Here is a 24862-nt window from a genome sequence, read left to right as displayed (position 1 = left end):
GGCGAACACACCGCCGGTGCCATTCGGCCTGCCTTCTTTTCCTGACGCTCCGAGCGGTGTGTTTCGAGATACTGGGGATTACTGCGCGAACCAGGGTAGAAACGCCTTGCGCGCTGGCGAAATCTTTCGGAGGGGATTGGACCATCGCAACCACCCCGATCTTTCGGGTATCTCTCGCCAACAGCGCGAAAAGAGGGGGTAGATCGGCCCCTGCCCGGTCGGACGTGCATCATCCCGCCCCCCTGCCGGTCCCACGCCGATCATAGGCTTGAACGCCCTTGGCGGGTTCGGCGAGGCGCTGCAAACAGGGTGGAGTGTGGAGCGCAGCCGGAAGCACACGGCCCCATGCAGGGCCGCCAGTACTCCCGGACATGGCTGCGGAGGTCAGGCCCGCGCGGCGGCGTTCTCGATGCCGAGCGCCTGCAGAGCGGTCGCCACGATATGACGGGCGGTAAGGCCGGCGGTCTCGTACTGCTTGGCCGGCGATTCGTGGTCGAGGTAGAGGTCCGGCAGTACCATCGGCCGGATCTTCAGCCCGCCGTCGAGCAGGCCGGAGGTCGCCAGGAAGTGCAGCACGAAGCTGCCGAAGCCGCCGACCGAGCCCTCCTCGATGGTGATCAGCACCTCGTGCTCCAGGGCGAGGCGGCGGACCAACTCCTCGTCCAGCGGCTTGGCGAAGCGGGCGTCGGCCAGCGTGGTGGACAGGCCGCGCGCGCCCAGCTCCGCCGCCGCCTTGCGGGCCTCGGCCAGACGGCCGCCATAGCTGAGGATGGCGACCTTGGTGCCTTCCTGAAGGATGCGCCCCTTGCCCAGCGGCAGGACGGAGCCGCGTTCCGGCATCTCCAGCCCCACCCCCTCGCCGCGCGGGTAGCGCAGCGCCGAGGCGCGGTCGTCGATGGCCGCCTGGGTGGCGACCATGTGCATCAGGTCGACCTCGTCCGCCGCCGCCATCAGCACGATGTCGGGCAGGCAGCCGAGATAGGCGACGTCGAAGGATCCGGCGTGGGTCGCCCCGTCCGCCCCCACCAGCCCGGCGCGGTCGAGCGCGAAGCGCACCGGCAGGTGCTGCAGCACCACGTCGTGGATGACCTGGTCGTAGGCGCGCTGGAGGAAGGTCGAGTAGATCGCCACGAAAGGCTTGAACCCCTCCGTCGCCATGCCGGCGGCAAAGGTCACCGCGTGCTGCTCGGCGATGCCGACGTCGAAGCAGCGCTCGGGGAAGCGCTCGGCGAACAGGTCGAGCCCGGTGCCGGACGGCATCGCGGCGTTGATGGCGACGATGGTCGGGTCGGCCTCGGCCTCCGCGATCAGCGACTGGGCGAAGACGCGGGTGAAGGTCGGGGCGTTGGATTTCGGCTTGGACTGGGCGCCGGTCACCACGTCGAACTTGGCGACCGCGTGCAGCTTGTCGGCCGAGGCCTCCGCCGGGGCGTAGCCCTTGCCCTTCTTGGTGACGACGTGGATCAGCACCGGCTTCCCGTCGTCGGCGTCGCGCACGTTCTGGAGCACCGGCAGCAGGTGGTCCAGGTTGTGGCCGTCGATCGGGCCGATGTAGTAGAAGCCCAGCTCCTCGAACAGCGTGCCGCCGGTGACCATGCCGCGCGCGTACTCCTCCGCCCGACGGGCGGCGTTGCGCAGCGGGCGCGGCAGCTGGTCGGCGATCTCCTTGGCGAGATGGCGCAGGCTGAGATAGGGCTTGGACGAGATCAGCCGCGACAGGTAGGCGCTCATGGCGCCGACCGGCGGGGCGATCGACATGTCGTTGTCGTTCAGAACCACGATCAGCCGCGACTTGGCCGAGGCGGCGTTGTTCATCGCCTCGTAGGCCATGCCGGCGCTCATGGCGCCGTCGCCGATCACCGCGATGACGTTCTTGCGCTCGCCCTTCAGCCCGCTCGCCACCGCCATGCCAAGACCGGCGGAGATCGAGGTGGAGCTGTGGCCGGCGCCGAAGGGGTCGTACTCGCTCTCCGTCCGCTTGGTGAAGCCGCTCAAGCCGCCGCCCATCCGCAGGGTGCGGATGCGGTCGCGCCGCCCGGTCAGGATCTTGTGCGGGTAGCACTGGTGCCCGACGTCCCAGATCAGCCGGTCGCCCGGCGTGTCGAAGACGTAGTGCAGCGCCACCGTCAGCTCGACCACCCCCAGCCCGGCGCCGAGATGGCCGCCGGTCACCGACACGGCGTCCACGGTCTCGGTGCGCAGCTCGTCGGCGAACTGGCGGAGCTGTTCGGGCTTGAGAGCCCTCAGCTTGGCGGGCGTCGGACAAAGGTCGAGCAGCGGGGTCTTGGTGGCGGTCACGTCTTGCGGATCCTCGTGCTCAAGTCAGGCGTGCTCGGGTCAGGCGCGCCGCGCGACGACGAAGTCGGCGACGGCCTTCAACATATCGGCACGCCCCTCGAAAATGTCCAAGTGCGCCGACGCCTGCGAGGCGAGTATTTCCGCCTGGGAGCGGGCGCGGTCCCGGCCGAGGATCGACACGAAGGTCGCCTTGCCGGCCTGGGCGTCGCGGCCAACGGTCTTGCCGGTCTCGGCCTCCGTCCCCTCGACGTCCAGCAGGTCGTCGACGATCTGGAAGGCGAGGCCGAGGTCGTGGGCGTAGGCGCGGAGCGCCGCGCGCTGGGGCGGGGCGGCCTTGCCGAGGATGCCGCCGGCCTCGCAGGAGAAGGCGATCATCTCGCCGGTCTTCATGCGTTGCAGCCGCGTGGTGGTGCCGAGGTCGAAGGTCTCGTGCTCGGCGATCAGGTCGAGCATCTGGCCGCCGACCATGCCGTGCCCGCCCGCCGCCTTGGCGAGCGCGGTCACCAATTGGCAGCGGATGTTGGGATCCTCGTGGGTGGCGTGATCGGCCAGAACCTCGAAGGCGAAGGTCAGCAGCCCGTCGCCGGCCAGGATGGCGGTGGCCTCGTCGAACTGGCGGTGGCAGGTCGGGCGGCCGCGCCGCAGTTCGCCGTCGTCCATCGCCGGCAGGTCGTCGTGGACCAGCGAATAGCTGTGGACCATCTCCACCGCCGCCGCGACGCGGATGGCGCAGTCGGGGTTGACCCCGAACAGGTCGGCCGACTTCATCACCAGGAAGGGCCGCAGCCGCTTGCCGCCGTTCAGGCTGCCGTAGCGCATGGCGTCGAACAGCCGCGCCTCGGCCAGGTCGGTGGAGGGCAGCAGCCGGCCGATGGTGTCTTCCACGGCGCGGGCGGTGTCGGTCATGGCGGCCTTCAGGGCCGCTTTCAAATCGCTCTGCACGTCAGTCGATCCGGGCGGGTTCGCTGCCGATGGAACCGTCGGCGCTTACGGTGATGCGGTCGATCTTGGCCTGGGCCTCGCGCAGCTTGGCTTCGCAATGGCGCTTCAGGGCGGTCCCGCGTTCGTAGGACGAAATGGCGTCGTCCAGCTTGCCGCGACCCTCTTCGAGCTGGCGAACGATCCGCTCCAGCTCGGCCAGGGCATCCTCGAAGCTGAGGGCGGCGATGTCGGTCGGGATGGGCGTGGCGGCGATGGATGACGGAGGCATGGATGGCGGAACCGTGGTGGACGTCCAAGTCCGCGAAGTTAGGCCCGGCCTTCGCCGCGCGCAAGAGCCGTGGCACCCCGCCTCCCCCGCCCTTGCGGCCTATGCGGTCGGTCGGGACGGGCGGAGGGCGGTGCTCAGCAGTACATCAGCTCGCGCACATGGGCCGCGCTGGCCGAGGCCAGCGCGCGCAGGTTGTATCCGCCTTCCAGCACCGAAACGATGCGGGCGCCGCAATGGGTGCGGGCCAGTTCGCCCAGCTTGCGGGTGGCCCAGACGAAATCGTCGTCGATCAGATGCAGCGACGCCATCGGATCGCGGGAATGGGCGTCGAAGCCGGCCGAGATGATCAGCAGATCGGGCCTGAAGTGGTCGATGGCCGGCAGGATGACGTGGGTCATCGCGTGGCGGAACTCCGGCGACCCCGCCATCGCCGGCAGGGGCGCGTTGACGCAGTTGCCGTACTCGCCCTTCTCGCCCGCGTCGCCGGTGCCGGGGTAGAGCGGCGACTGGTGGGTCGAGCAATAAAGCATGTCCGGGTCGAACTGGAAGATGTCCTGGGTGCCGTTGCCGTGGTGGACGTCGAAATCGACCACCGCCACCCGCTGCAACCCGTGGGCGGCGCGCGCGTGGTAGGCGCCGACGGCGGCGTTGTTGAACAGGCAGAAGCCCATCGGCTTCTCGCGCTCGGCGTGGTGACCGGGCGGACGGACGGCGCAGAAGGCGTTGCGCGACTGGCCGCTCGCCACGGAATCGACGGCCGCCACCACCGCGCCGGCCGCGCGCAGCGCCGCCTCCCCCGAGCCGGGCGAGACCACGGTGTCGCCGTCGATGCCGGCGTGGTCGGCGGCGGGAATCGCCGCCATCACCCGGTCGATGTGCGCCTGCGGGTGCGCGCGCAGCAGCTGCTCGACCGTGGCGCGCGGCGCCTCCTGCCGTTCGAGCATGTGGAACTCTTCGGTCTCCAGCGCCGCCAGCACGGCGCGCAGGCGGTCGGAGCATTCCGGATGGCCGAGACCGGTGTCGTGGTCCAGGCAGGCCGCGTGCGTGAACAGGGTGGTGAACATGGCGGTTTTCGGTCGTTTTTCGTTGGCGTTCAGGACGTTTCCCGTCACCATTCTTTCCGGATCGCTCCGGAATGTACAGGCCGATTCCAGGACGATTCGTCACAGCCAACCATCCGCATCTTCACGTATGCAGGGGTTGTTCAGACCAGCCTTTCGATCACGAACCGGTAGATCCCGTCCGCCTCGGCGCTCGACCGCAGGCGGCTGCCGGTGGCCTCGCAGAAGGCGGGGAAATCCCGCAACGCGCCGGGGTCGGTCGCCTCCACCGTCAAGGTGTCGCCGACGGCGATGGCCTTCAGCATCTTGCGCGCCCGCAAGACCGGCAACGGGCACTGCAAGCCCTTGGCGTTCAACGGATGATCGGTCATGGCGGAATGCTAGCCGACCCGTTCCCGGCTGTCCATGGCCGGGCGGAAGCCGGTCTGGGCGCCAAACATCAACCGCCGGATTTCCACAGGTGGACAAAAGCGTTCACGCATGAATAAGATCGCGTACGAACTATTTTGTGTCCCCGCCCTCGCGGCGGCCGGCGTGTTTGGAACGAAAACGGACGGGGCAACGGAAACGCGATGAAGATCGAGGATTTGCAAGCCAACGCCCGCCGCGCCAGCACGCTGCTGAAGGCCATGTGCAACGAGCGCCGCCTCCTGATCCTGTGCCACCTCAGCCAGGGCGAACGCTCGGTCGGCGAGTTGGAGGAGTTGGTCGGGCTCAGCCAGTCGGCCCTGTCGCAGCATCTGGCCCGGTTGCGCCGCGACAAGCTGGTCCGCACCCGCCGCAGCGCCCAGAACATCTACTACTCGCTGAACGGCCACGAAGCCCAGACCATCATGGCGACCCTTCACGGCCTCTACTGCGAGACGGCGGAGGGAGACGCCACCGACGCGCCGTCCCAACACCAACCCGCATCCGCCGTCGCCTGACCGGCTTCCGGACTTCCGATCGGACGGCCGGGGTCAGGCCTTCCGGCGGAACAGCAGCGCCGCGGCGCCCAGCGCCAGCCAGCCCAGCATGAGGGACGTGCCGCCGAGCGGCGCCGTCATGGCGAACGGCAGGGGGCCGCTCGCGACCAGGGCGTAGAGCGTCCCGCTGAACAGCAGAATCCCGGCGACGAACAGCCAGCCCGCCAGCCGCAAGGCCAGCCGGGCCACGCCCTCGGCGCGGCCCGCCAGCACCACCACGCCGATCAGCGCCAGCGCGTGCCACATCTGATACTGGCCGGCCAGCCGGAACAGCTCCTGGGCGTGGGGATCGCCGGCCAGACCGTGACTGGCGTAGGCGCCGCCGCCGACCGCGACCACACCGTTCAGCGCGGCGAAGACGATCCACCCACGGTCGATCACGTTCATGCCTAATCCCGTCTTTCCGTCGTCATAGGGGCCGACCCGGCCAATTGGCCCGTCCCTTGCTGATAATGGCTCGCAGGGCCGGAATTGGCGGCGCCACTGTGCGACGCCGGGACCGGCTGTGCAACCTGCTTTGCATTTTGCCAAAGGCCAGCCATGGACGGTGACATTTTGCATCCTGGAACCGTCGAGACGGGGCATCCCCCCGCCTCTCCCGCCTTGGCCCCCGCCCTGTCGCGGCTGGCCGGGCGCGCGGCCGACGGCGACCGGCTGATGGGCTGGGCGCGCGGGCGCGGCGGGCGCCTGCTGGTGGTGGACGACAGCGCGACCAACCGTCTGGTGATCGGCGGGCTGCTGGTCCGGGCCGGATTCTCCGTGGAGTTGGCCCAGGGCGGGGCGGAGGCGGTGGCCGCCGTCGCCACCGCCCCCATCCCGCACGAGGCCGTGCTGATGGACCTGTCCATGCCCGAGGTCGACGGGCTGTCGGCGACCGCGACCATCCGCTCCCTGGGCGGGGAGCGCGGCCGGATCCCGATCATCGCCGTCACCGCCAACGCCCAGCCGGAAGACCGTGACCGCTGCCTGGACGCGGGCATGAACGACTACGTCACCAAGCCGGTGCGCCGCAGCGACCTGCTGGCGGCGCTGGAACGCTGGCTGCCCCTCGCGCCCTCCTCTCAGAACGACGAATTGGGTTCCTGAAGGAACGCGGTCTCCTCCGCCGTGCTCTCGCGGCCCAGCACGGTGTTGCGGTGCGGGAAACGCCCGAAACGCTGGATGATCTCCCGGTGCCGCTCGGCGTAGCGCACCGTCTCCTCCGTGCCGACGCGCTCGGAGAACAGGGCCACGGAGCGGTCTTGGCTGGCCAAGTCCTCGTGATGCTCGAAGGGCAGGTACAGGAAGATGCGCTCATCCTCCGTGCATTCCAGGTCGAAGCCGCCGGCCAGCGCGTGGTCGGCCACCGCGCGGGCCTTGTCGTCGGTGGCGTAGGCGCGCGGGCTGTCGCGGAACATGTTGCGCGGCACCTGATCCAGCAGGATGCACAGCGCCAGACAGCCGTCGACGTCCTCCATCCAATGATCGAGATCGCCGCGCGCCGCCGCCGCGTGATGCGGGCCCAGCGTGTCGGCGACCGCCCGGTCGAAGCTGTCGGAACGGCGGAACCAATAGGGCTTCATCGCCTCGTCGAACCAGAAATCCACGATCTCGTCGATCAGTGTGTCCACCATCGCGGTCAACGCCCCTCTCTCCCGTTCGCCCGACGACACGATCCCCCGAACGAAACAGGGCGCCCGCGAGGGGCGCCCTGTCCAGTCGAAAATCACCCGTGAGGCTTAAGCCTCGGCACCGCTCAGTGCAGGGTGCTCCACATCTTGCGCTTGACCGCGTACATCAGCCCGGCCAGCACGATCAGGAACAGGATCACCTTGACGCCCATCTGCTTGCGCGCGTCCAGGTGGGGTTCCGCCGCGAAGGTCAGGAAGGTCGCGATGTCGTGCGCCTGCTGTTCCACCGTGGCCTTCGTGCCGTCGGCGAAGGTCACGCCGTCGGGCATCAGGATGTTCGGCATGCCGACCTGATGGCCGGGGAAGTACTTGTTGTAGTTCATGCCCGGCATCACGGTGACGCCGGCCGGCGCCTCCTCGAAACCGGTCAGGAAGGCGTGAATGTAATCCTCGCCGCCGACCCGGGCCTTGGCCATCAGCGACAGGTCCGGCGGCAGGGCGCCGCCGTTGGCCGCGCGGGCCGCCTGGTCGTTGGGGAAGGGCGACGGGAAGCGGTCGGCCGGAACACCCGGACGCATGAACATCTCGCCCGCGTCGTTCGGACCGGCCTGGACCTCGTAGCCGGAGGCCAGGGCCTTCAGCTCGTCTTCCGTGAAGCCGATGCCGGCCAGCGTGCGGATCGGCACCAGATGCATGGCGTGGCAGGTCGAGCAGACTTCCTTGTAGATCTGGAAGCCGCGCTGGGCCGACGCCTTGTCGATGGTGCCGAAGATACCGGCGTGCGGCCAGCTCTGCTTCGGGATGTGGACCCCTTCAGCCGCCTGCGCGGCCCCGGCGATGCCGAGAGCCAGCGCCGCCGAGAGGATGGCAGTCTTCAACGCGCGCATCAGGCCTTCTCCATCGGCTTCGCGTGGGCGCCCGCGGCGATGTGGCCGCCGCCCTTCAGAACGGACTCGCTGATGCTGTTGGGAAGCGGCCGGGGCCGCTCGATCTTGCCCAGCACCGGCAGCAGGACCAGGAAGTGGAAGAAGTAGTAGAAGGTGCCGACCCGCGCGATGATCAGCCAAGCGCCTTCGGCCGGCATGGCGCCAGCGTAGCCCAGCACCATCGCGTCGACCGCCAGGATCCAGAAGAACTGGCGGTAGATCGGACGGAACTTGCAGCTCCGCACCTTCGACGTGTCGAGCCAGGGCAGCACGATCAGCAGGGCGATCGAGCCGAACATGGCGATGACGCCGCCCAGCTTGTCGGGAATGGCGCGCAGGATGGCGTAGAAGGGCAGGAAGTACCACTCCGGCACGATGTGCGCCGGCGTCACCAGCGGGTTCGCCGGGATGTAGTTGTCCGGATGGCCCATGTAGTTCGGCATGAAGAACACGAAGGCCGCGAACACGATGAAGAACACGACGACCGCGAAGCCGTCCTTGATCGTCACGTAGGGGTTGAACGGCACCGTGTCCTGCGGGCCCTTGGGCTCGATGCCCAGCGGGTTGTTCGAGCCGCAGACGTGCAGGGCCGCCGTGTGCAGGATCACCAGACCCAGCAGCACGAAGGGCAGCAGGAAGTGCAGCGCGAAGAAGCGGTTCAGCGTCGGGTTGTCGACCGAGAAGCCGCCCCACAGCAGCGTGACGATGGGGTCGCCGACGATCGGGAAGGCCGAGAACAGGTTCGTGATGACGGTGGCGCCCCAGAAGCTCATCTGGCCCCACGGCAGCACGTAGCCCATGAAGGCGGTGCCCATCATGACGAGGAAGATGATCACGCCCAGGATCCACAGGATCTCGCGCGGCGCCTTGTAGGAGCCGTAGTAGAGGCCGCGGAACATGTGGATGTAGACGGCGATGAAGAACATCGACGCGCCGTTGGCGTGGACGTAGCGCAGCAGCCAGCCGTAGTTCACGTCGCGCATGATGCGCTCGACGGAATCGAAGGCCAGCGAGGTGTGCGACGAGTACTGCATCGCCAGGAACAGGCCGGTGGCGATCATCACCACCAGCATGATGCCGGCAATCGCGCCGAACGCCCACAGGTAGTTGACGTTCCGGGGCATCGGGTAGTGGTTGTACTCGTGATCCAGCATCGTGAAGATCGGCAGACGGCTGTCGATCCAGTTCACGACCGGATTCTTGAATTTAGAGGCTTGAGCCTGAGCCATTCTCGGGGTCTCCAGAACCTTGGGGCCGCTCAACCGAGCCGGATCTTCGTATCGCCGGTGAAGGCGTACGTCGGAACGACGAGATTGGCCGGGGCCGGACCCTTGCGGATGCGCCCAGCGGTGTCGTAGTGCGAGCCGTGGCAGGGGCAGAACCAGCCATCGAAGTCGCCGCGCGGATCGGTGACCTTCTGCCCCAGCGGCACGCAGCCGAGATGGGTGCAGATGCCGATGACGATCAGCCATTCCGGCTTCTTGACGCGGGCGTCGTCGGCCACCGGATCGCGCAGGTCGCCGAGGTTGACCGCCTTGGCCTCCTCGATCTCCTTGGCGTTGCGGTGGCGGACGAAGACGGGCTTGCCACGCCAGGTCACGGTGATCGCCTGGCCTTCCGCGACGGGGGCCAGGTCGACGTCGATGGACGCCAGCGCCAGCGTGTCGCGGGCCGGGTTCATGCTGTCGATGAAGGGCCAGGCCGCCGAGGCGGCTCCGACGACGCCAACCGCACCGGTGGCAAGATACAGAAAGTCGCGACGGGTGGCACCGTCGCCGGAGGCCGCGTGGCCACCCGTACCGGGCGGATGCGTGGTCTGAGCCATAAGCCTGTTTCTCCTCAAGGCATGCCCGGCGCGCGCGGCGGCGCCGGACGACCGATATGGACCGTTCTGTAGCACGACTGGACGGGCCTGTCCGCCGGGTGGATGAACCTCGGGCACGCCACGTCGCTCCGGAGTGGGTAGCTCCGGTCTTTCGGGGTGCGGTATACCGTCGCGCCGCCCTCTTGAAAAGTGTTTGTCGGCGGACATGATGTCGCGTTTCGCAACGCAGCATTAGTTTGTGTGCATAACCAAGGAATTTCCACGGGGTCCGTCATGCGTCTCGTCCTCTTCGAACCCGACATTCCACAGAACGCCGGCACGCTGATGCGGCTGGCGGCGGGGCTCGGCGTGCCCCTTGACCTGATCGAGCCCTGCGGATTCGTTCTGGACGACCGCCGGCTGCGGCGGGCCGGCATGGACTATCTCGACCATCTCGACTGGGTGCGCCACAGCTCCTGGGATTCCTACGCCGCCGGCCCGCAGGCCGGGCGTCTGGTGCTGCTGACGACGCGGGGCGCGGTTCCGTACACGGCGTTCGCCTTCGCCCCCGACGACCGCATCCTGGTCGGACGGGAAAGCGCCGGGGTTCCCGACGCGGTCCACGCCGCCGCCGACGCCCGGCTGGTGATCCCGCTGCGCCCGCCGGCCCGCTCCTTGAACGTTGCGATCAGCGCCGCGATGGTGTTGGGTGAGGCTCTGCGACAGACCGCCGCACTTGGATTCGCTCCCGCCAGTGCCCCATGATGAGTGCCCCATGACCGCCAGCGCGCCCGCCAGCCCCGACTCCAGCGTGACCGCCGATCCGGTGGAGGACCGAAAGGCCCTCGCCACCGCCTGGTTCGCCAGCCTGCGCGACCGCATCTGCGCCGCCTTCGAGGGGCTGGAGGACGAGTTGACCGGCACCCACGCCGATCTCCCCCCCGGCCGCTTCGAGCGCAAGACCTGGGCCCGCCCCGACCATGGCGGCGGCGAGGGCGGCGGCGGCACCATGTCGGTGATGAAGGGCCGGGTGTTCGAGAAGGTCGGGGTCAACATCTCGGTGGTGCACGGGGTCTTCAGCCCGGAATTCCGCGCCACCATCCCCGGCGCGGCGGAGACGGGGGAATTCTGGGCGGCGGGGATCAGCCTCGTGGCGCACATGCGCTCGCCGCTGGTGCCGGCGACCCACATGAACACCCGCCACATCGTCACCACCAAGGGCTGGTTCGGCGGCGGCGCCGACCTGACGCCGATGATGGAGGACGAGCGCGACACGGCCGATTTCCACGCCGGCCTGAAGGCGGCCTGCGACCGTCACGACCCGGCCTATTACCCGCGCTACAAGGAGTGGTGCGACCGTTACTTCTTCCTGCCCCACCGGAACGAGGCGCGGGGCGTCGGCGGGATCTTCTACGACGGGCTCGATTCCGGGAACTGGGACGCCGATTTCGCCTTCACCCGCGACGTCGGGACGGGGTTCCTCGACAGCTACGCGGATCTGGTGCGCCGCCACATGAACCGCCCCTGGACGGCCGAGCAGCGCGAGCACCAGTTGGTCCGGCGCGGGCGCTACGTGGAGTTCAACCTGCTCTACGACCGCGGCACGACCTTCGGCCTGAAGACCGGCGGCAACACCGAGGCCATCCTGATGAGCCTGCCGCCCGAAGTGAAGTGGCCGTGAGCGTCGCGGTGGGATGGGCGCCCTACCGCGCCAGTTCCACCCGGTTGCGGCCAGCCTTCTTGGCGGCGTAGAGCGCGTCGTCGGCGCGGCGGAGCGCCGCGTCGATGCCGTCGGCCCCCACCCCCGAGACGCCGATGCTGGCGGTGATGCGGAACGGCTCCGGGGCGTGTTCGACGGTCATCGCCTCGATGGCCTGCCGCAGGCGGTCGGCGATCCCCACCGCGACGTAGGCGTTGGTCTCCGGCAGCAGCACCACGAACTCCTCGCCGCCGAAGCGGCCGAGCAAATCGTTCGGGCGCAGGACCATGCCGCAGCATTCCACCAAACGTTTCAGCGCCTCGTCGCCCCCGGCGTGGCCGCGCGTGTCGTTGACCGACTTGAAATGGTCGATGTCCAGCAGCAGCACCGACAGCGAGCGCTGGCGCCGCTCGGTGTCGGCCGCCGCCGCCTCGGCGCGCTCCAGGAAGGAGCGGCGGTTGGCGGCCCCGGTCAGCGGATCGGTCTCGGCCAGCCGGATGATCCTGTTGCGCAGCTCGACGATCCGGGCGCCGGCCCGCACCCGCGCCACCAGCTCGGCCGGGACCAGCGGCTTGCGGATGAAGTCGTCGGCCCCGCCGTCCAGCGCCTGGATCAGGCTGTTCTGGTCGCTCCGCCCCGTCACCAGGATCAGGTGGCCGTAGGCGGTCCGGGGATGCTCCTTGAGCTGGCGGATGACCTCCATGCCGGTCAGCCGGGGCATCTCCCAGTCGATGACGGCGATGTCGAAGCCGTCCCGGAACGCGATCTCCAGGGCCTCGGCGCCGTCCTGGGCAAGGATCGGCTCGTAGCCCATGTCCCTTACCCAGCTCGACACCATCATCCGCGTGACGATGGTGTCGTCGGCGATCAGGACACGCATCCCACCCCCCGTTCCCATGAAACCCTTACGTTGAGTGCCACGCCTCTGGTTAAGGTGGAATGAAAAATGGCGGACCCTGCGCTCTTGCCGCCCACCCACGCCGCCGGATACACACGGTGGGAGACGCCCTCTCCCACCCGCGCGGCTCCATGGACGATCTCGACCGGCACCTCATCGACCTGCTGACGCTGAACGCGCGGACCAGCACGGCGGCGCTCGGCCGGGCGCTGGGGCTGTCGCGCTCCACCGTGCAGGACCGCATCGCGCGTCTGGAGCGCCAGGGCGCCATCGCCGGCTACACGGTCAAGCTGGGCGACGCGGCCCCCCGGCGCGGGGTGTCGGCGCTGGTGATGATCAGCGTCAACGCCAAGCTGGCCGACCGCGTCGTCCACGCCCTGCGCAAGATGCCGGAGCTGACCCGCCTGCACAGCATCAGCGGCCAGTACGACCTCTGCGCCACCGTCGCCACCGACACCCACGACGCGATGGACGCGGCGCTCGACGCCATCGGCCGGCTGGCGGGGGTGGAGAAGACGATGTCCTCAATCCTGCTGTCCACCAAGATGGAGCGTTGAGGCGATCCACCGGTCTTCTCGAAGGCGTTCCCCCCTCCGGCGGCAGCCCTTCCGGCGCGCGATGGGCACAAACCGGCCTTCCCGCTGTTGCTTCCCCATGAACCACGACGGATGGGGATCATGACCGAGCTTGCGGAAGACCTTCACCCCTTGAATGACAACCGGCGCCAGGGCGGCGCCTTTCCGCCGGTGCGGCCCGAAATCCAGGAGACGCTGACCGAGGCCGGCTTCCGGCCGATGGAGGTCGGCGAGGGTCGTCTCGCCTGGTACCGCCGGGGCGAGGATGGCGGCCACGCGCTGGTGTCGCATCACAGCGGGCTGGACGGCGATCCGGCCACGACGGACTGGATCGTCGGTCAATACGGCGAGCGCGGCGGCTATGTCGAGGTGGGGGGGCTGTCGCTGTCCCGCGCTCTGGTCGGGGCGGACACGCTGCCGGTGCCGGTCCGGCCCGACGGCTCGCTGGTCGAAGCGCTCTACCCCTCCCTGCAACAGGCGCTCGATGATCTGGGATGATAGCCGTTCGGCGACCACCCCTCCCTATGGGTGATGACCAAGGTCGGAATGGACAAAGGGACGGGGGGTCGCGAAAGCTTTCCCGTCATCCTTCCTCCCTTCAGAGATCAGGCAACCGTCGATGGAATCCGCCCCGCCGAAGCCCTTGCGCATCCTGCTCGTCGAGGACGAGCCGCTGGTCGCCATGGCGATTGAGGATTCGCTCGAAACCCAGAACGTCGGCGTCGTCGGCCCCGCCGGCACGGTGGCGGAGGCTTTGGCGCTGATCGACCAGGGCGGCATCGACGCCGCCCTGCTGGACGTGACCCTGCGCGGCGAACGGGTCGACCCCGTGGCCGACGCGCTGAGCGAACGGAACATCCCCTTCGTCTTCACCACCGGCCACGGCGCCGCCGGCTTGCCCAAGGCGCATCAGGGCCGCCCTGTGCTGTCCAAGCCCTTCCGCGAGGTCGAGATGACGGACGCCATCGACCGCCATCTGCGCTGATCCCTCAAGGCCGTCCCGTCAGCCCGGCCGGCCGTCCACGCGCGGGGCCAGCAGGACCGGCGCGTAGGCCACCAGATACAGCGCGAAGGCGACGACCCAGGCCAGCCCGGCGCCTTGCAGGGCGGGCCACATCCACTCGCCCGGCAGCAGCGGCGCCGCCACGCGGGCCAGCGCCGCGACGGTCAGCAGCAGATAGGCCGCGACCGTCACCGGCGTCACCACCAGCGCCCGCCCGGTGTGGCCCAGCGAAGCCCGGCTCATCACCGCCAGGATCAGGGTGGAGAACGCCCCGGCGGTCAGCGCGTGGGTGGCCGAGGAGGCCGGAAGCTCGGTGACGGCGGACAGCGCCTTCAACAGCAGGGCCGCCGGGATCCACAGGTAGCCGAGGTGGAGCACCCAGAGGATCGGCGACCGCCACGCCAGCCAGCCGCGCCAGCCGAACAGCCGCACGCCATGCGCCAGCGCCGCTGCCAGGGCCAGCGCGCCGAGCGTCAGGCCCGCCGGCAGTACCAATTCCCCCAGCACCAGCGCGGCGGTCGACAGCAGCGCCGCCTTCTCCACCCAGGGCCAGGACCGGACGGCGGCGCCGCGCGGCCCCAGGCCGTTGCGGGTGAAGGCCGGCAGGATGCGCCCGCCGATCACCGTGACCATCATCAGAACGACGCCCAGCCCCAGGGTGAGGCCCGGCTCGATTCCGTTCCCGAGCACCCCCAGCCATTCCAGATGGATCAGCAGGTTGGCGAGCGTCAGCAGGCCGAGCAGCACGAGGAAGGCGCTGTTCCGCGCCTTGCCGGCGGCGAAGAGCGGCCCGGCCAGCGCCACGCCCAGGGCCGGCAGGAAGGCGAGGTCGAGCAGCGCCGCCACGGGCTCCGACACCCCCGACCAGGGGAAGACCGCGACCCGCCCGGCCAGCCACAGCGCGGTCAGGGCGACCAGCGGCGCGCCGGAGCGCGCCTTGGTCCCGGTCCAACTCGGCACGGCGGTGAGCAGGAAGCCGGCGACGGCCGCCACCACGGTGCCGAACAGCATCTCGTGGCCGTGCCACGCGGCGGCGCCGACCGGGCCGGCCGGCCAAGCGCCGGTGATCAGGATGCCCAGCCACGCGGCGATCAGGCCGCAGCCGGTCACCCCGGACAGCAGGAAGAAGGGGCGGAACCCGTACTGGAACAGCACGGGCGTGGGACAGCGGGCGGGCCGCGCCGCAAGGTCGGGGGAGGAGGTCATGGGCAGCATCTCCGGTTCGATGCCGCCGATCCTGCGGCAGGACGGGGAAGGACGCCTTGACAATAGTCAAGCGTCTATCAGGCCCGCCCCTGCACCGCCATGCCCGCCAAACCGGCACCCGCCCGCACCGACGCCAGCGTCAGGGCGTGCCAATACAACGCCAGCAGCGCCGCCGGCATGCCGCCCTCCTCATGACCCGGCATCGGCAGCACCGCCGCCGCGTGGGCCAGCGACGCCGTCGCCGCGTTGACGCTGCGGGTGGCGGCCTCGCCGATCAGCCCGAGGGTCTGGTTCAGCGCCGCCGCGTCGAAGCGGAGCAAGGCCGGCGCCACCGTCATCTGCGCCTCGCCGCCGCGCAGCCGCCCGACCGCGACGTAGACGTCCAGCAGATCCGCCCGGTCCTCCGGCCGCAGCAGCGCCGCGACCACCCGGTTGCCGGTCAGCGGGCCGGTGCCGTCGAATTCGTACATTGCCGCCCGCTCGCTCTGGCGCGTGGCGGCGAGTTGGATCACGCGGGCGGTCAGCGGCTCGCCGGCCCGGCGGTTGGCCTCGTCGAACAGCTCGGGGTGGCCGCCGCTCTCGCTCAGCACCACCAGCGGCGCGTCGGTCGCCGCCGCCGTCGCCAGCAGCCGCGCCAGGAAGGCGAAGGGATCGCCGCCATCCGCCGGAGCCTCCTCCTGCAGCAGGCCGGCGCCCCGGCGCAGCATGGCCTCGGCAAAGCTGATGTCGATGTCCATGGGCGCCTCTTCCGTTTCCCGACTCCGCTTGTTTTAGGACGAGCGGGCGCCGTGGCTCAATGATAACCGAAGCTGCCCGTCACCTTGCCGCGGAACACCCAGTAGGAATAGGCGGTGTAGCCCAGGATCGACGGGATCAGGAAGGCCATGCCGACCAGCAGGAAGACCTGCGTCTCCGGCGGCGAGGCCGCCTGCCACACCGTCACCGAGGGCGGGATCAGGTTCGGCCACAGGCTGATGGCCAGCCCTAGATAGGACAGCGCGAACAGCGCCATCGACAGCAGGAAGGGCGCCACCTCTCGCCCGTTGTCGAGCGCCCGCCACAGCGCCACCGCCAGCACCGCCGTCACCAGCGGCACCGGCGACAGCAGGATCAGGTTCGGCATGGAGAACCAGCGCTGCGCGATGTCCGGCAGCAGGAAGGGCGTCCACAGGCTGACCGCCGCCACCCCGACCAGCACCACGACCATCAGCCGCCGCGCCACGCGGAAGCACCAGTCCTGCAACCGCCCGATGGTCCGCCAGATCAGCCAGGTCGCCCCCAGCAGCGCGTAGCCGACGACCAGCGCCGCGCCGCAGAACAGGCTGAAGGGCGTCAGCCAATGCAGCATGGTCCCGGCGAAGTCGCGCCCCTGCACCGGGATGCCCTGCACGAAGGAGCCCAGCACCACCCCCTGCGCGAAGGTCGCCAGCACCGACCCGGCGAAGAAGGAGCGGTTCCACCAATAGCGCCGCGCCCGCGCCTTGAAGCGGAACTCGAAGGCGACGCCCCGGAAGATCAGGGCGACCAGCATGACCAGCAGCGGGATGTACATGGCCGGTAGCAGCACCGCGTAGGCGATGGGAAAGGCGGCGAACAGCCCCGCCCCGCCCAGCACCAGCCACGTCTCGTTGAAGTCCCAGACCGGCGCCACGCTGTTCATCATGGTGTCGCGGTCCTCCTCGCGCGGGGCGAAGGGGTAGAGGATGCCGACGCCCAGGTCGAACCCGTCCATCAGCACGTACATGAACACCGCGAAGCCGACGATGCCGACCCAGGCGAGCGTCAGGAGGCTACCTTCCATGGCGGGTCACTCCGGGTTGGTGATGGTGTGGGCGGGCGTCTCGGCCCCGGACATCGGCCGCATGCCGTGCCCGGCGCCCTCGGCCATCGGCGGCTCGCGGTTCACCGCCGGGCCGATGCCCAGCAGGCGGATCAGGTAGTAGGTCCCCGCCCCGTAGATGATCGTGTAGGCGACCACGAAGGTCAGCAGCGAGGCCAGCGCCGCCTCCCCGCTCAGCGACGGGGTCAGCGCGTCGGCGGTGCGCAGATGGCCGTAGACGACCCAGGGCTGCCGCCCGACCTCGGTCGTGAACCAGCCGGCCAGGATGGCGACGAAGCCGATGGGCATGCAGCCGACCAGCATCCACTGGAACCACCGCGTCTGGAACAGCGCGCCGCGCAGGCGCAGCACGACGTGGATCGCGGCGACCGCCAGCATCACCATGCCGATGCCGACCATGACCCGGAAGGTCCAGAAGACCAGGCGCGGGTCGGGGCGCTCATTCGGTGGGAACTGCTTCAGGCCGGGGACGACGCCGTTGAGATCATGTTTCAGGATCAGGCTCGACAGCCCCTCGATGCCCAGCTCCCAGCGGTTGGATTCGGTGGCGGGGTCGGGGATGGCGAAGAGGATCAGCGGGGCGCGCGGCCCGCCCTCCCAATGGCCTTCCATGGCGGCGATCTTGGCCGGCTGGTGCTCCAGCGTGTTCAGCCCGTGCAGGTCGCCAAGGAAGATTTGCAGCGGCGCCAGCACCGTGATCATCGCCAGCGCCATCTTCAGGCCGAGGCGCGCGTGCTCGTGGTACTTGTGCTTCAGCAGGTACCACGCGCTGATGCCCGCCACGACGAAGCTGGTGGTCAGGAACATCGCCGTCAGCATGTGGGCGAGGCGGTAGGGGAAGGACGGGTTGAACACCACCTGCCACCAGTCGGTGACGAAGTAGCGCCCGTCGCGGATCTCGAAGCCGGCCGGGGTGTGCATCCAGCTGTTGGCCGAGAGGATCCAGAAGGAGGACAGCACCGTCCCCAGCGCCACGAGGCAGGCCGCCATCAGGTGGATGCCCCGCGGCACCCGGTCGCGCCCGAACAGCAGGATGCCGAGGAAGGCGGCCTCCAGGAAGAAGGCGGTCACCACCTCGTACTGGATCAGGGGGCCGAGCACGTTGCCGACGGTGTCGGACCAGCGGCTCCAGTTGGTGCCGAACTGGTAGGACATGACGATCCCCGACACCACCCCCAGCCCGAAGGACAGGGCGAAGATGCGCGTCCAGAACTCCGACAGGCTGCGGTAGATCCATTTCCCGGTGCCGACCCACAAGCCTTCCAGCAGCGCGATCCAGCAGGCCAGCCCGACCGTGAAGCTCGGGAACAGGATGTGGAACGAGATGGTGAAGGCGAACTGGATGCGCGACAGGATCAGCGGATCGAGTTCCATGGCCACGTCCCTTGTTCGGCGCGCGTCTTTCGGCGCGCGTTTCCAGGCGCGCCGGGCGGCTGCCGGGCGCTTGCTCCCCACAACACCGTGACCGTGGCCGTTGTTCCCGGACCGTGTCCGTCCGATCAGTGCGGCGGATAGACGCTGGTGATGCCCGAGATGATGGTCTGGGCGGCCAGCGCCGCCAGCACGATGCCCAGCACCCGGCTGACCGTGTGGATGACGGTGCGGCCCAGCACCCGCCGCACCACGTCGGCGCCCAGCAGGATCAGCGCCACCCCGCCGATGACCGTCGCCGCCGCCCCCAGCACCGCGACCTGGCCCGCCACCGTGCCGCCCGCCCGGTCCATCAGCAGCAGGATCGAGGTGATCGCCCCCGGCCCGGCGATCAGCGGCACCGCCAGCGGGAAGACGGCGACGTCGTGGGCGTCCTCGTCGGTCATCGCCTCGCCGGTGTCGCGCTCCTTGCGCTCGGAGCGCCGGCCGAACAGCATCTCGAAGGCGATCCAGAACAGCAGCGCCCCGCCGGCGATGCGGAAGGCCGGCATCTCGATGGACAGCGTCTCCAGCACCACCTTGCCGAAATAGGCGAAGAAGACCAGCACGACGAAGGCGATGGCGGTGCCGCGCAGCGCGATGATGCGCTTGTGGCGGGTGTCGAAGCCGCGCGTCAGCGCGATGAACAGCGGCACCAGCCCCGGCGGATCGACGACCACGAAGAACACGACCAGATGGCTGATGTAGTCGGACACGGCGCGCCACCTCGTTGCGGTCTGGAGGGCCGATCATAAGCGTTGCGGTGAAAAGCGTCACGCCTCGGCGAGGGCATGGGCGAAGGCGTCCAACCCGACGAGCCCGGCGGGGGTCAGGGCGTAGGTCCCGCGCGCCACCCGCTCGAACCAGCCATAGACGTTGCGTTGCAGGAGGGCGGCCACGTCCTTCGGCGCCCCGGCGGCCCGCAGCGCCGCGACCGTCAGCGGCCCGCCGCGCAGCAGCCGGGCGCAGCGCAGCGCGTCCTGGCGGTAGGCGGTGACGATGGGCACGCGGGTCGAGCCGCCCCGGTTGGGGTCGCCGACACGGCGCGCGTGCTCGCCCAGCAGGCGGGCGGTGCGCTTTTTGTCCTTGCGCGGCGCGTAGGGGACGGGGTCGAGCAGCACCGTGACCCGATGCCCCTCCGCCAGTCCCGGATCGACGGCCAGCAGCCCGAGCCCGAGCCGGCGGCAGAGCTTCTTCACGTCCGCATCCAGCGGCGACGGACCCACGACCCGCCGCCCCGGCTGGGGCACCGCCAGATAGACCAGATCGGTCAGCGCCAGCCGGTCCACGCCCTGGAGAACCAGATCCAGGGTGAAGCGCTTCTTCAGTTCGACGATGACCGGCGGCTCGCCGCCGCGCGTGGCGACGAGGTCGCAGCGGTGGATCTCGGCCTTGACCGCGTAGCCCTGGGCTTCGAGGAAGGCTTTGACGGGCTCGTACAGCTCGGTTTCGGCGGTGACGCTCAAAAGTCGCCCGTCAGCACGTCGATGGCGCGGCGGATTTCCGACTGGGCTTCCAAGGCGGACGACACCACCGGCCCGATCCGGGTCACGGGGACGGAACCCATCTGGGGCGTGACGGCGATGAAGCGCTCCCCCCCGACCACGACCGTCGGCATGATGTCCCGAATAGGGGTTCCAGCGTCCGATGGCCTCACCAGAGGCACGACAATACGGGAGGCCGAGACCGCAACATAATTGCCTTGCACGACCAGCAGATACGGGATCGGATGAGTCGGCTTCCCGTCAGCGGCCGGATTGCGGCACACATCCAGAAACCGCATCAAAAAAGCCGATGCTCGTCGCCGAAGACGCCGTGCTTCTCGACAAACGCGTCATACGCCGCAAAGGCCTCGCGGTTTTCTTCCATCCAACGCTGTTTCTCGGCCTCCGTCAGCCGAGGCCGTCTGTCCTTCGCGGACTCCGGCGGTGCGGAGGCATCCTCTCTTACGGCTCCGCCCGAGGTCATCGCTCCACTCCCACCAATCCGTTCAGGGACAGACTCTAGGCGCGCGAACCGAGACTGTCCAGGGGGGGGACCCGTGCTCAACCAGAAGGGGAGGAGTTTCCCCTTCCCTTTTCGCCTCGCTCAGGCCGCCGCCTTCTTCTTGCGCAGGATATCGAGGATGTCCGCCGCCGCCTTGGGGATGTTGGTCCCCGGCCCGTAGATCGCGGCGGCGCCCGCCTTGTAGAGGTAATCGTAATCCTGCGGCGGGATCACGCCGCCGCAGACCACCAGGATGTCGCCGGCGCCCTGGCGGCGCAGTTCCTCGACGAGCTGCGGCACCAGCGTCTTGTGGCCCGCCGCCTGCGAGGACACGCCGATCACGTGCACGTCGTTCTCCACCGCCTGCCGCGCCGCCTCGTCCGGGGTCTGGAACAGCGGGCCGATGTCCACGTCGAAGCCGATGTCGGCGAAGCTGGTGGCGATCACCTTGGCGCCCCGGTCGTGGCCGTCCTGGCCCATCTTCACCACCAGGATGCGCGGCCGGCGGCCTTCCTCGGTGGCGAAGGCGGCGACGTCCTCCTGGATCTTCTTGAAGCCTTCGTCCCCCTCATAGGCCGAGCCGTAGACGCCCGACACCGAGCGGATCACCGCGACGTGCCGCGTGAACGCCTTTTCCAGGGCGTCGGAGATCTCGCCGACCGTGGCGCGGGCGCGGGTGGCCTCGACCGCCAGCGCCAGCAGGTTGCCGGTCTTGTCGGCCGCCGCCTGGGACAGGGCGTCGAGCGCGGCGCGGCACTTGGTCTCGTCGCGGCTGGCGCGGATCGCCTTGAGCCGGGCGATCTGCGATTCGCGGACGGCGGTGTTGTCGATGTCCAACACGTCCACGCCCTCGGGGTTCTCCGGGCGGTACTTGTTGACGCCGACGATGACCTCCTCGCCCCGGTCGATGGCGGCCTGACGGCGGGCGGCGGCCTCCTCGATCAGCAGCTTGGGCATGCCGCTCTCGACGGCCTTGGTCATGCCGCCCATCTCCTCGACGCGGTCGATCAGCTCCATCGCCGCCTTGGCGAGGCTGTGCGTCAGGTTCTCCACGTAGTAGGAGCCGCCCAGCGGATCGACCACCTTGGTGACGCCGGTCTCCTCGGCGATGACGAGCTGGGTGTTGCGGGCGATGCGGGCCGAGGTCTTGGTCGGCAGGCCCAGCGCCTCGTCGAAGGCGTTGGTGTGCAGCGACTGGGTGCCGCCCAGCACCGCCGCCATCGCCTCGATGGTGGTGCGGATGACGTTGTTGTAGGGGTCCTGCTCGGTCAGCGAGACGCCGGAGGTCTGGCAGTGGGTGCGCAGCGCCAGCGAGCGCGCGTCCTTGGGCTGGAACTTCTGCTGCATCAGGGTCGACCACAGCAGGCGCGCGGCGCGCAGCTTGGCGATCTCCATGAAGAAGTTCATGCCGATGGAGAAGAAGAAGGACAGGCGGGGCGCGAACTTGTCGACCGGCAGCCCCTTGGACATGGCGGCGCGGACGTATTCGAGGCCGTCGGCGATGGTGAAGGCCAGCTCCTGCACCGCCGTGGCCCCGGCCTCCTGCATGTGGTAGCCGGAGATCGAGATCGAGTTGAACTTCGGCATGTGCTGCGAGGTGTACTCGATGATGTCGGCGATGATCCGCATCGAGGGCTCGGGCGGGTAGATGTAGGTGTTGCGGACCATGAACTCCTTGAGGATGTCGTTCTGGATGGTGCCGCTCAGCTTGTCTTGGGCGACGCCCTGCTCCTCGGCCGCGACGATGTAGCCGGCGAGGATCGGCAGCACCGCGCCGTTCATCGTCATCGACACCGACATCTTGTCGAGCGGGATGTCGTTGAAGAGGATCTTCATGTCCTCGACGCTGTCGATGGCGACGCCCGCCTTGCCGACGTCGCCGACGACGCGCGGATGATCGCTGTCGTAGCCCCGGTGGGTGGCGAGGTCGAAGGCGACCGACAGGCCCATCTGCCCGGCCTTGAGGTTCGCTTTGTAGAAGGCGTTGCTGTCCTCGGCGGTCGAAAAGCCGGCGTATTGGCGGATCGTCCAGGGCTTGACCGCGTACATCGTGCCGCGCGGGCCGCGCGTGAAGGGCGGGAAGCCCGGCAGGGTCTCCAGTTCCAGCCCTTCGAGGTCGGCGGCGGTGTAGAGCGCCTTGACGTCGAGCCCCTCCGGGGTCTTCCAGACCAGAGTGCCCGCGTCGCCGTCGGACCCGAGATCCTTGGCGGCCAGCTTGTCCCAATCGGCAAGGGTCTTCTTCGGGAACTCGGTCATCGACGCCTCCTGAGAGCTTCTCATACGCATGGGCAATGTTTGGAACCCGTCCCCCGCCGCCGTGCGAGCAACGGCGGGGGACGGGTCGTGCAGGGCGTTTCCAACCCCGTTTACGCGAATTCCACGATCTTCTGATCGACCGCGAGGCTGGACCCCGGGGCGGCGTGGATTTTCGCGACCGTGCCATCCTGCGAGGCACGCAGGATGTTTTCCATCTTCATGGCCTCGACCACGGCCAGCACCTCGCCGGCCTTGATCTCCTGGCCTTCCGCCACCGCCAGCGAGACCAGCAGGCCCGGCATCGGCGACAGCAGGAACTTCGACATGTCCGGCGGCGCCTTCACCGGCATCAGGGCGTCCATGCGGGCGGCCAGCGGCGTCAGCACCTTCACCATCGCCTGCGCGCCGGAATGGTGCAGGCGGTAGCCGATGCCGACGCGGTCGACCTGGATGCAGACCGGCTCGCCGTTCACCGTGCCGTGGAACAGCGGCTCGCCGATCTGCCAGTCGCTCCACACCGTGTGGTGCTTGGACCCGATGTCCACCGTGTAGCCGACGCGCTGCGGGCTGCCGTCGGCCGGGTGCAGATGCACCGGGTGCGGCGTGCCGTCGAGCACCACCACCCAGTCGTCGCGCACCTTGACCGTGTTGCCCGGCATCTTGCCGGAGATCTGGATGTCGCGGTCGTTCAGGCTGCGGTGGATGACGGCGGCGACCGCCACCAGCACCGCCGGGTCGTCGGGCGGCAGATCCGAGGCGTGGAAGCCGTCGGGGTATTCCTCGGCGATGAAGTTGGTGGTCAGCCGGCCGTCCACGAAGCGCTGGCTCGCCATCAGCGAGGCCAGGAACGGGATGTTGTGGCTGACGCCGCGGATGTAATACTGGTCGAGCGCCTCACGCATCCGGGCGATCGCCGCGTCGCGCGTCGAGCCCCAGGTGCAGAGCTTGGCGATCATCGGGTCGTAGAACATCGAGATCTCGCCGCCCTCGAACACGCCGGTGTCGACGCGGACGTGCGGATCGTTGGCGGGCGGGCGGTACTGCGACAGGCGGCCGGTCGACGGCAGGAAGTTGCGGAAGGGATCCTCCGCGTAGACCCGCGCCTCGATGGCCCAGCCGTGCAGGCGGACGTCCTCCTGTTTGATCGTCAGCTTCTCGCCGGCCGCGACGCGGATCATCAGCTCGACCAGATCGAAGCCGGTGATCAGCTCGGTGACCGGGTGCTCCACCTGGAGGCGGGTGTTCATCTCCAGGAAGTAGAAGTTGCGGTCGGCGTCGACGATGAACTCGACGGTGCCGGCCGACTTGTACTGCACCGCGTCGGCCAGCGCCACGGCCTGCTCGCCCATCGCCTTGCGGGTCGCGGCGTCGAGGAAGGGCGACGGCGCCTCCTCGATGACCTTCTGGTGGCGGCGCTGGATCGAGCATTCGCGCTCGCCCAGATAGAGCGAGGTGCCCTGCCCGTCCGACAGAAGCTGGATCTCGATGTGGCGCGGCTGCTGGATGTACTTCTCGACGAAGACGCGGTCGTCGGCGAAGCTGGAGCGCGCCTCGTTGGTCGCCGAGCGGAAGCCCTCGCGGGCCTCGTCGTCGTTCCAGGCGACCCGCATGCCCTTGCCGCCGCCGCCGGCGGACGCCTTGATCATCACCGGATAGCCGATGTCCCGCGCGATGGTCACCGCCTCCTCATCGTCGGCGATGACGCCCAGATAGCCGGGGACGGTCGACACGCCGGCCGCCTTGGCCAGCTTCTTCGATTCGATCTTGTCGCCCATCGCCTGCATGGCGTGGGCGTCGGGGCCGATGAAGGCGATGCCGGCGGCGGCGAGCGCCTCCTGGAAGGCCGGCTTCTCCGACAGGAAGCCGTAGCCGGGATGCACGGCCTGGGCACCGGTCTTCCTGCAGGCCTCGACGATCGTCTCGATCAGCAGGTAGCTCTGCGCGGAGGCCGGCGGGCCGATGTGGACGGCCTCGTCGGCCATCTCGACGTGCAGGGCGTTCTTGTCGGCGTCGGAATAGACCGCGACCGTCTTGATGCCCATGCGGCGCGCCGTGCGGATGACGCGGCAGGCGATTTCGCCACGGTTGGCGATGAGAATCTTCTCGAACATGCTG

At 69.1% G+C, this 24862-nt stretch carries 28 protein-coding genes; 7 read left to right on the top strand and 21 right to left on the bottom strand.

Features of this window, described 5'->3' with window-relative positions:
- Positions 1-384: 384 nt before the first annotated feature.
- From dxs to EJ913_RS18740, 5 genes are all read right to left on the bottom strand, one after another.
- A complete protein-coding gene (dxs, locus tag EJ913_RS18760) occupies positions 385-2298 on the bottom strand; it encodes a 1-deoxy-D-xylulose-5-phosphate synthase (RefSeq protein WP_127000645.1) in 1914 nt (637 codons plus the stop codon).
- Positions 2299-2337: 39 nt separating this feature from the next.
- The gene (locus EJ913_RS18755) at positions 2338-3204 is read right to left on the bottom strand and encodes a polyprenyl synthetase family protein (RefSeq protein ID WP_127000741.1); all 867 of its coding nucleotides are present in this window, start codon (positions 3202-3204) and stop codon (positions 2338-2340) included.
- A 37-nt stretch (positions 3205-3241) separates the two neighbouring features.
- On the bottom strand, positions 3242-3508 hold the full coding sequence (locus EJ913_RS18750) for an exodeoxyribonuclease VII small subunit (RefSeq protein WP_127000643.1): 267 nt from the start codon (positions 3506-3508) through the stop codon (positions 3242-3244).
- Between the two features lie 134 nt (positions 3509-3642).
- On the bottom strand, positions 3643-4572 hold the full coding sequence (locus tag EJ913_RS18745; protein WP_127000641.1) for a histone deacetylase family protein: 930 nt from the start codon (positions 4570-4572) through the stop codon (positions 3643-3645).
- Positions 4573-4712: 140 nt separating this feature from the next.
- Positions 4713-4940: a sulfurtransferase TusA family protein gene (locus EJ913_RS18740; RefSeq protein ID WP_127000639.1), complete on the bottom strand. Its 228-nt coding sequence runs from the start codon at positions 4938-4940 to the stop codon at positions 4713-4715.
- A gap of 201 nt (positions 4941-5141) precedes the next feature.
- On the opposite strand from EJ913_RS18740, the gene EJ913_RS18735 reads away from it, so the two are divergent.
- Positions 5142-5495, top strand: coding sequence for an ArsR/SmtB family transcription factor (locus EJ913_RS18735; protein ID WP_127000637.1), 354 nt, complete (start codon positions 5142-5144; stop codon positions 5493-5495).
- 33 nt (positions 5496-5528) lie between these two features.
- On the opposite strand, the gene EJ913_RS18730 is transcribed toward EJ913_RS18735, so the two are convergent.
- Entirely contained in the window at positions 5529-5921 is a 393-nt protein-coding gene (locus EJ913_RS18730; protein WP_127000635.1) for a DUF423 domain-containing protein, read from the bottom strand.
- A gap of 153 nt (positions 5922-6074) precedes the next feature.
- Between EJ913_RS18730 and EJ913_RS18725 the strand changes: the two genes are divergently transcribed.
- The gene (locus tag EJ913_RS18725) at positions 6075-6620 is read left to right on the top strand and encodes a response regulator (RefSeq protein ID WP_127000633.1); all 546 of its coding nucleotides are present in this window, start codon (positions 6075-6077) and stop codon (positions 6618-6620) included.
- Here EJ913_RS18725 and EJ913_RS18720 read toward each other — a convergent pair.
- The 4 genes from EJ913_RS18720 to petA form a co-directional block, all read right to left on the bottom strand.
- Positions 6596-7147: a DUF924 family protein gene (locus EJ913_RS18720; protein ID WP_127000739.1), complete on the bottom strand. Its 552-nt coding sequence runs from the start codon at positions 7145-7147 to the stop codon at positions 6596-6598. The two genes, EJ913_RS18725 and EJ913_RS18720, sit on opposite strands and share 25 nt — an antisense overlap.
- A 122-nt stretch (positions 7148-7269) precedes the next feature.
- The gene (locus tag EJ913_RS18715) at positions 7270-8031 is read right to left on the bottom strand and encodes a cytochrome c1 (protein ID WP_127000631.1); all 762 of its coding nucleotides are present in this window, start codon (positions 8029-8031) and stop codon (positions 7270-7272) included.
- The gene (locus tag EJ913_RS18710) at positions 8031-9299 is read right to left on the bottom strand and encodes a cytochrome b (protein WP_127000629.1); all 1269 of its coding nucleotides are present in this window, start codon (positions 9297-9299) and stop codon (positions 8031-8033) included. The genes EJ913_RS18715 and EJ913_RS18710 overlap by 1 nt, the downstream gene beginning before the upstream one ends.
- A gap of 29 nt (positions 9300-9328) precedes the next feature.
- Positions 9329-9895 (bottom strand): ubiquinol-cytochrome c reductase iron-sulfur subunit, encoded by a 567-nt coding sequence (petA, locus tag EJ913_RS18705; protein ID WP_127000627.1) that lies wholly within the window; start codon positions 9893-9895, stop codon positions 9329-9331.
- Between the two features lie 273 nt (positions 9896-10168).
- Between petA and EJ913_RS18700 the strand changes: the two genes are divergently transcribed.
- Both EJ913_RS18700 and hemF read left to right on the top strand, forming a co-directional pair.
- On the top strand, positions 10169-10639 hold the full coding sequence (locus EJ913_RS18700) for a tRNA (cytidine(34)-2'-O)-methyltransferase (protein ID WP_127000625.1): 471 nt from the start codon (positions 10169-10171) through the stop codon (positions 10637-10639).
- A gap of 10 nt (positions 10640-10649) precedes the next feature.
- Positions 10650-11555 carry an oxygen-dependent coproporphyrinogen oxidase gene (gene hemF, locus EJ913_RS18695; RefSeq protein WP_127000623.1) on the top strand — a complete coding sequence of 302 codons (906 nt, stop codon included), beginning with the start codon at positions 10650-10652 and terminating at the stop codon, positions 11553-11555.
- A gap of 22 nt (positions 11556-11577) precedes the next feature.
- Here hemF and EJ913_RS18690 read toward each other — a convergent pair whose 3' ends face one another.
- Entirely contained in the window at positions 11578-12453 is an 876-nt protein-coding gene (locus EJ913_RS18690) for a GGDEF domain-containing protein (RefSeq protein WP_185909842.1), read from the bottom strand.
- A gap of 116 nt (positions 12454-12569) precedes the next feature.
- Between EJ913_RS18690 and EJ913_RS18685 the strand changes: the two genes are divergently transcribed.
- The 3 genes from EJ913_RS18685 to EJ913_RS18675 all read left to right on the top strand — a co-directional run bounded on the left by EJ913_RS18685 (position 12570) and on the right by EJ913_RS18675 (position 14031).
- Positions 12570-13028: an Lrp/AsnC family transcriptional regulator gene (locus tag EJ913_RS18685; protein ID WP_238518893.1), complete on the top strand. Its 459-nt coding sequence runs from the start codon at positions 12570-12572 to the stop codon at positions 13026-13028.
- 120 nt (positions 13029-13148) lie between these two features.
- Positions 13149-13544 (top strand): hypothetical protein, encoded by a 396-nt coding sequence (locus tag EJ913_RS18680; protein ID WP_127000619.1) that lies wholly within the window; start codon positions 13149-13151, stop codon positions 13542-13544.
- 121 nt (positions 13545-13665) lie between these two features.
- Positions 13666-14031 carry a response regulator gene (locus EJ913_RS18675; RefSeq protein WP_127000617.1) on the top strand — a complete coding sequence of 122 codons (366 nt, stop codon included), beginning with the start codon at positions 13666-13668 and terminating at the stop codon, positions 14029-14031.
- Positions 14032-14049: 18 nt separating this feature from the next.
- Here EJ913_RS18675 and EJ913_RS18670 read toward each other — a convergent pair whose 3' ends face one another.
- From EJ913_RS18670 to EJ913_RS18625, 10 genes are all read right to left on the bottom strand, one after another.
- Entirely contained in the window at positions 14050-15255 is a 1206-nt protein-coding gene (locus EJ913_RS18670; protein WP_127000615.1) for an NnrS family protein, read from the bottom strand.
- 77 nt (positions 15256-15332) lie between these two features.
- Positions 15333-15992 carry a hypothetical protein gene (locus EJ913_RS18665; protein ID WP_127000613.1) on the bottom strand — a complete coding sequence of 220 codons (660 nt, stop codon included), beginning with the start codon at positions 15990-15992 and terminating at the stop codon, positions 15333-15335.
- 56 nt (positions 15993-16048) lie between these two features.
- Positions 16049-17056, bottom strand: coding sequence for a cytochrome d ubiquinol oxidase subunit II (gene cydB, locus EJ913_RS18660; protein ID WP_127000611.1), 1008 nt, complete (start codon positions 17054-17056; stop codon positions 16049-16051).
- Positions 17057-17062: 6 nt separating this feature from the next.
- Entirely contained in the window at positions 17063-18469 is a 1407-nt protein-coding gene (locus EJ913_RS18655) for a cytochrome ubiquinol oxidase subunit I (RefSeq protein ID WP_127000609.1), read from the bottom strand.
- Between the two features lie 125 nt (positions 18470-18594).
- Positions 18595-19221 carry a MarC family protein gene (locus EJ913_RS18650; RefSeq protein WP_127000607.1) on the bottom strand — a complete coding sequence of 209 codons (627 nt, stop codon included), beginning with the start codon at positions 19219-19221 and terminating at the stop codon, positions 18595-18597.
- Between the two features lie 57 nt (positions 19222-19278).
- Entirely contained in the window at positions 19279-19971 is a 693-nt protein-coding gene (locus tag EJ913_RS18645) for a DUF2161 domain-containing phosphodiesterase (protein WP_127000605.1), read from the bottom strand.
- Positions 19968-20288, bottom strand: coding sequence for a CcdB family protein (locus EJ913_RS18640; protein WP_127000603.1), 321 nt, complete (start codon positions 20286-20288; stop codon positions 19968-19970). Before EJ913_RS18640 ends, EJ913_RS18645 begins: the two co-directional genes overlap by 4 nt.
- On the bottom strand, positions 20288-20473 hold the full coding sequence (locus EJ913_RS18635) for a type II toxin-antitoxin system CcdA family antitoxin (RefSeq protein WP_127000601.1): 186 nt from the start codon (positions 20471-20473) through the stop codon (positions 20288-20290). Before EJ913_RS18635 ends, EJ913_RS18640 begins: the two co-directional genes overlap by 1 nt.
- A gap of 120 nt (positions 20474-20593) precedes the next feature.
- Positions 20594-22747, bottom strand: coding sequence for a methylmalonyl-CoA mutase (scpA, locus tag EJ913_RS18630; protein ID WP_127000599.1), 2154 nt, complete (start codon positions 22745-22747; stop codon positions 20594-20596).
- Between the two features lie 110 nt (positions 22748-22857).
- The gene (locus EJ913_RS18625; RefSeq protein WP_127000597.1) at positions 22858-24858 is read right to left on the bottom strand and encodes an acetyl-CoA carboxylase biotin carboxylase subunit; all 2001 of its coding nucleotides are present in this window, start codon (positions 24856-24858) and stop codon (positions 22858-22860) included.
- Positions 24859-24862: the final 4 nt, after the last annotated feature.

This window comes from Azospirillum doebereinerae, assembly GCF_003989665.1.
In the GTDB taxonomy this organism is placed as follows: domain Bacteria; phylum Pseudomonadota; class Alphaproteobacteria; order Azospirillales; family Azospirillaceae; genus Azospirillum; species Azospirillum doebereinerae.
Note: the sequence above shows the minus strand (reverse complement) of the source record. Positions and strands in the feature narration are given on the sequence as shown.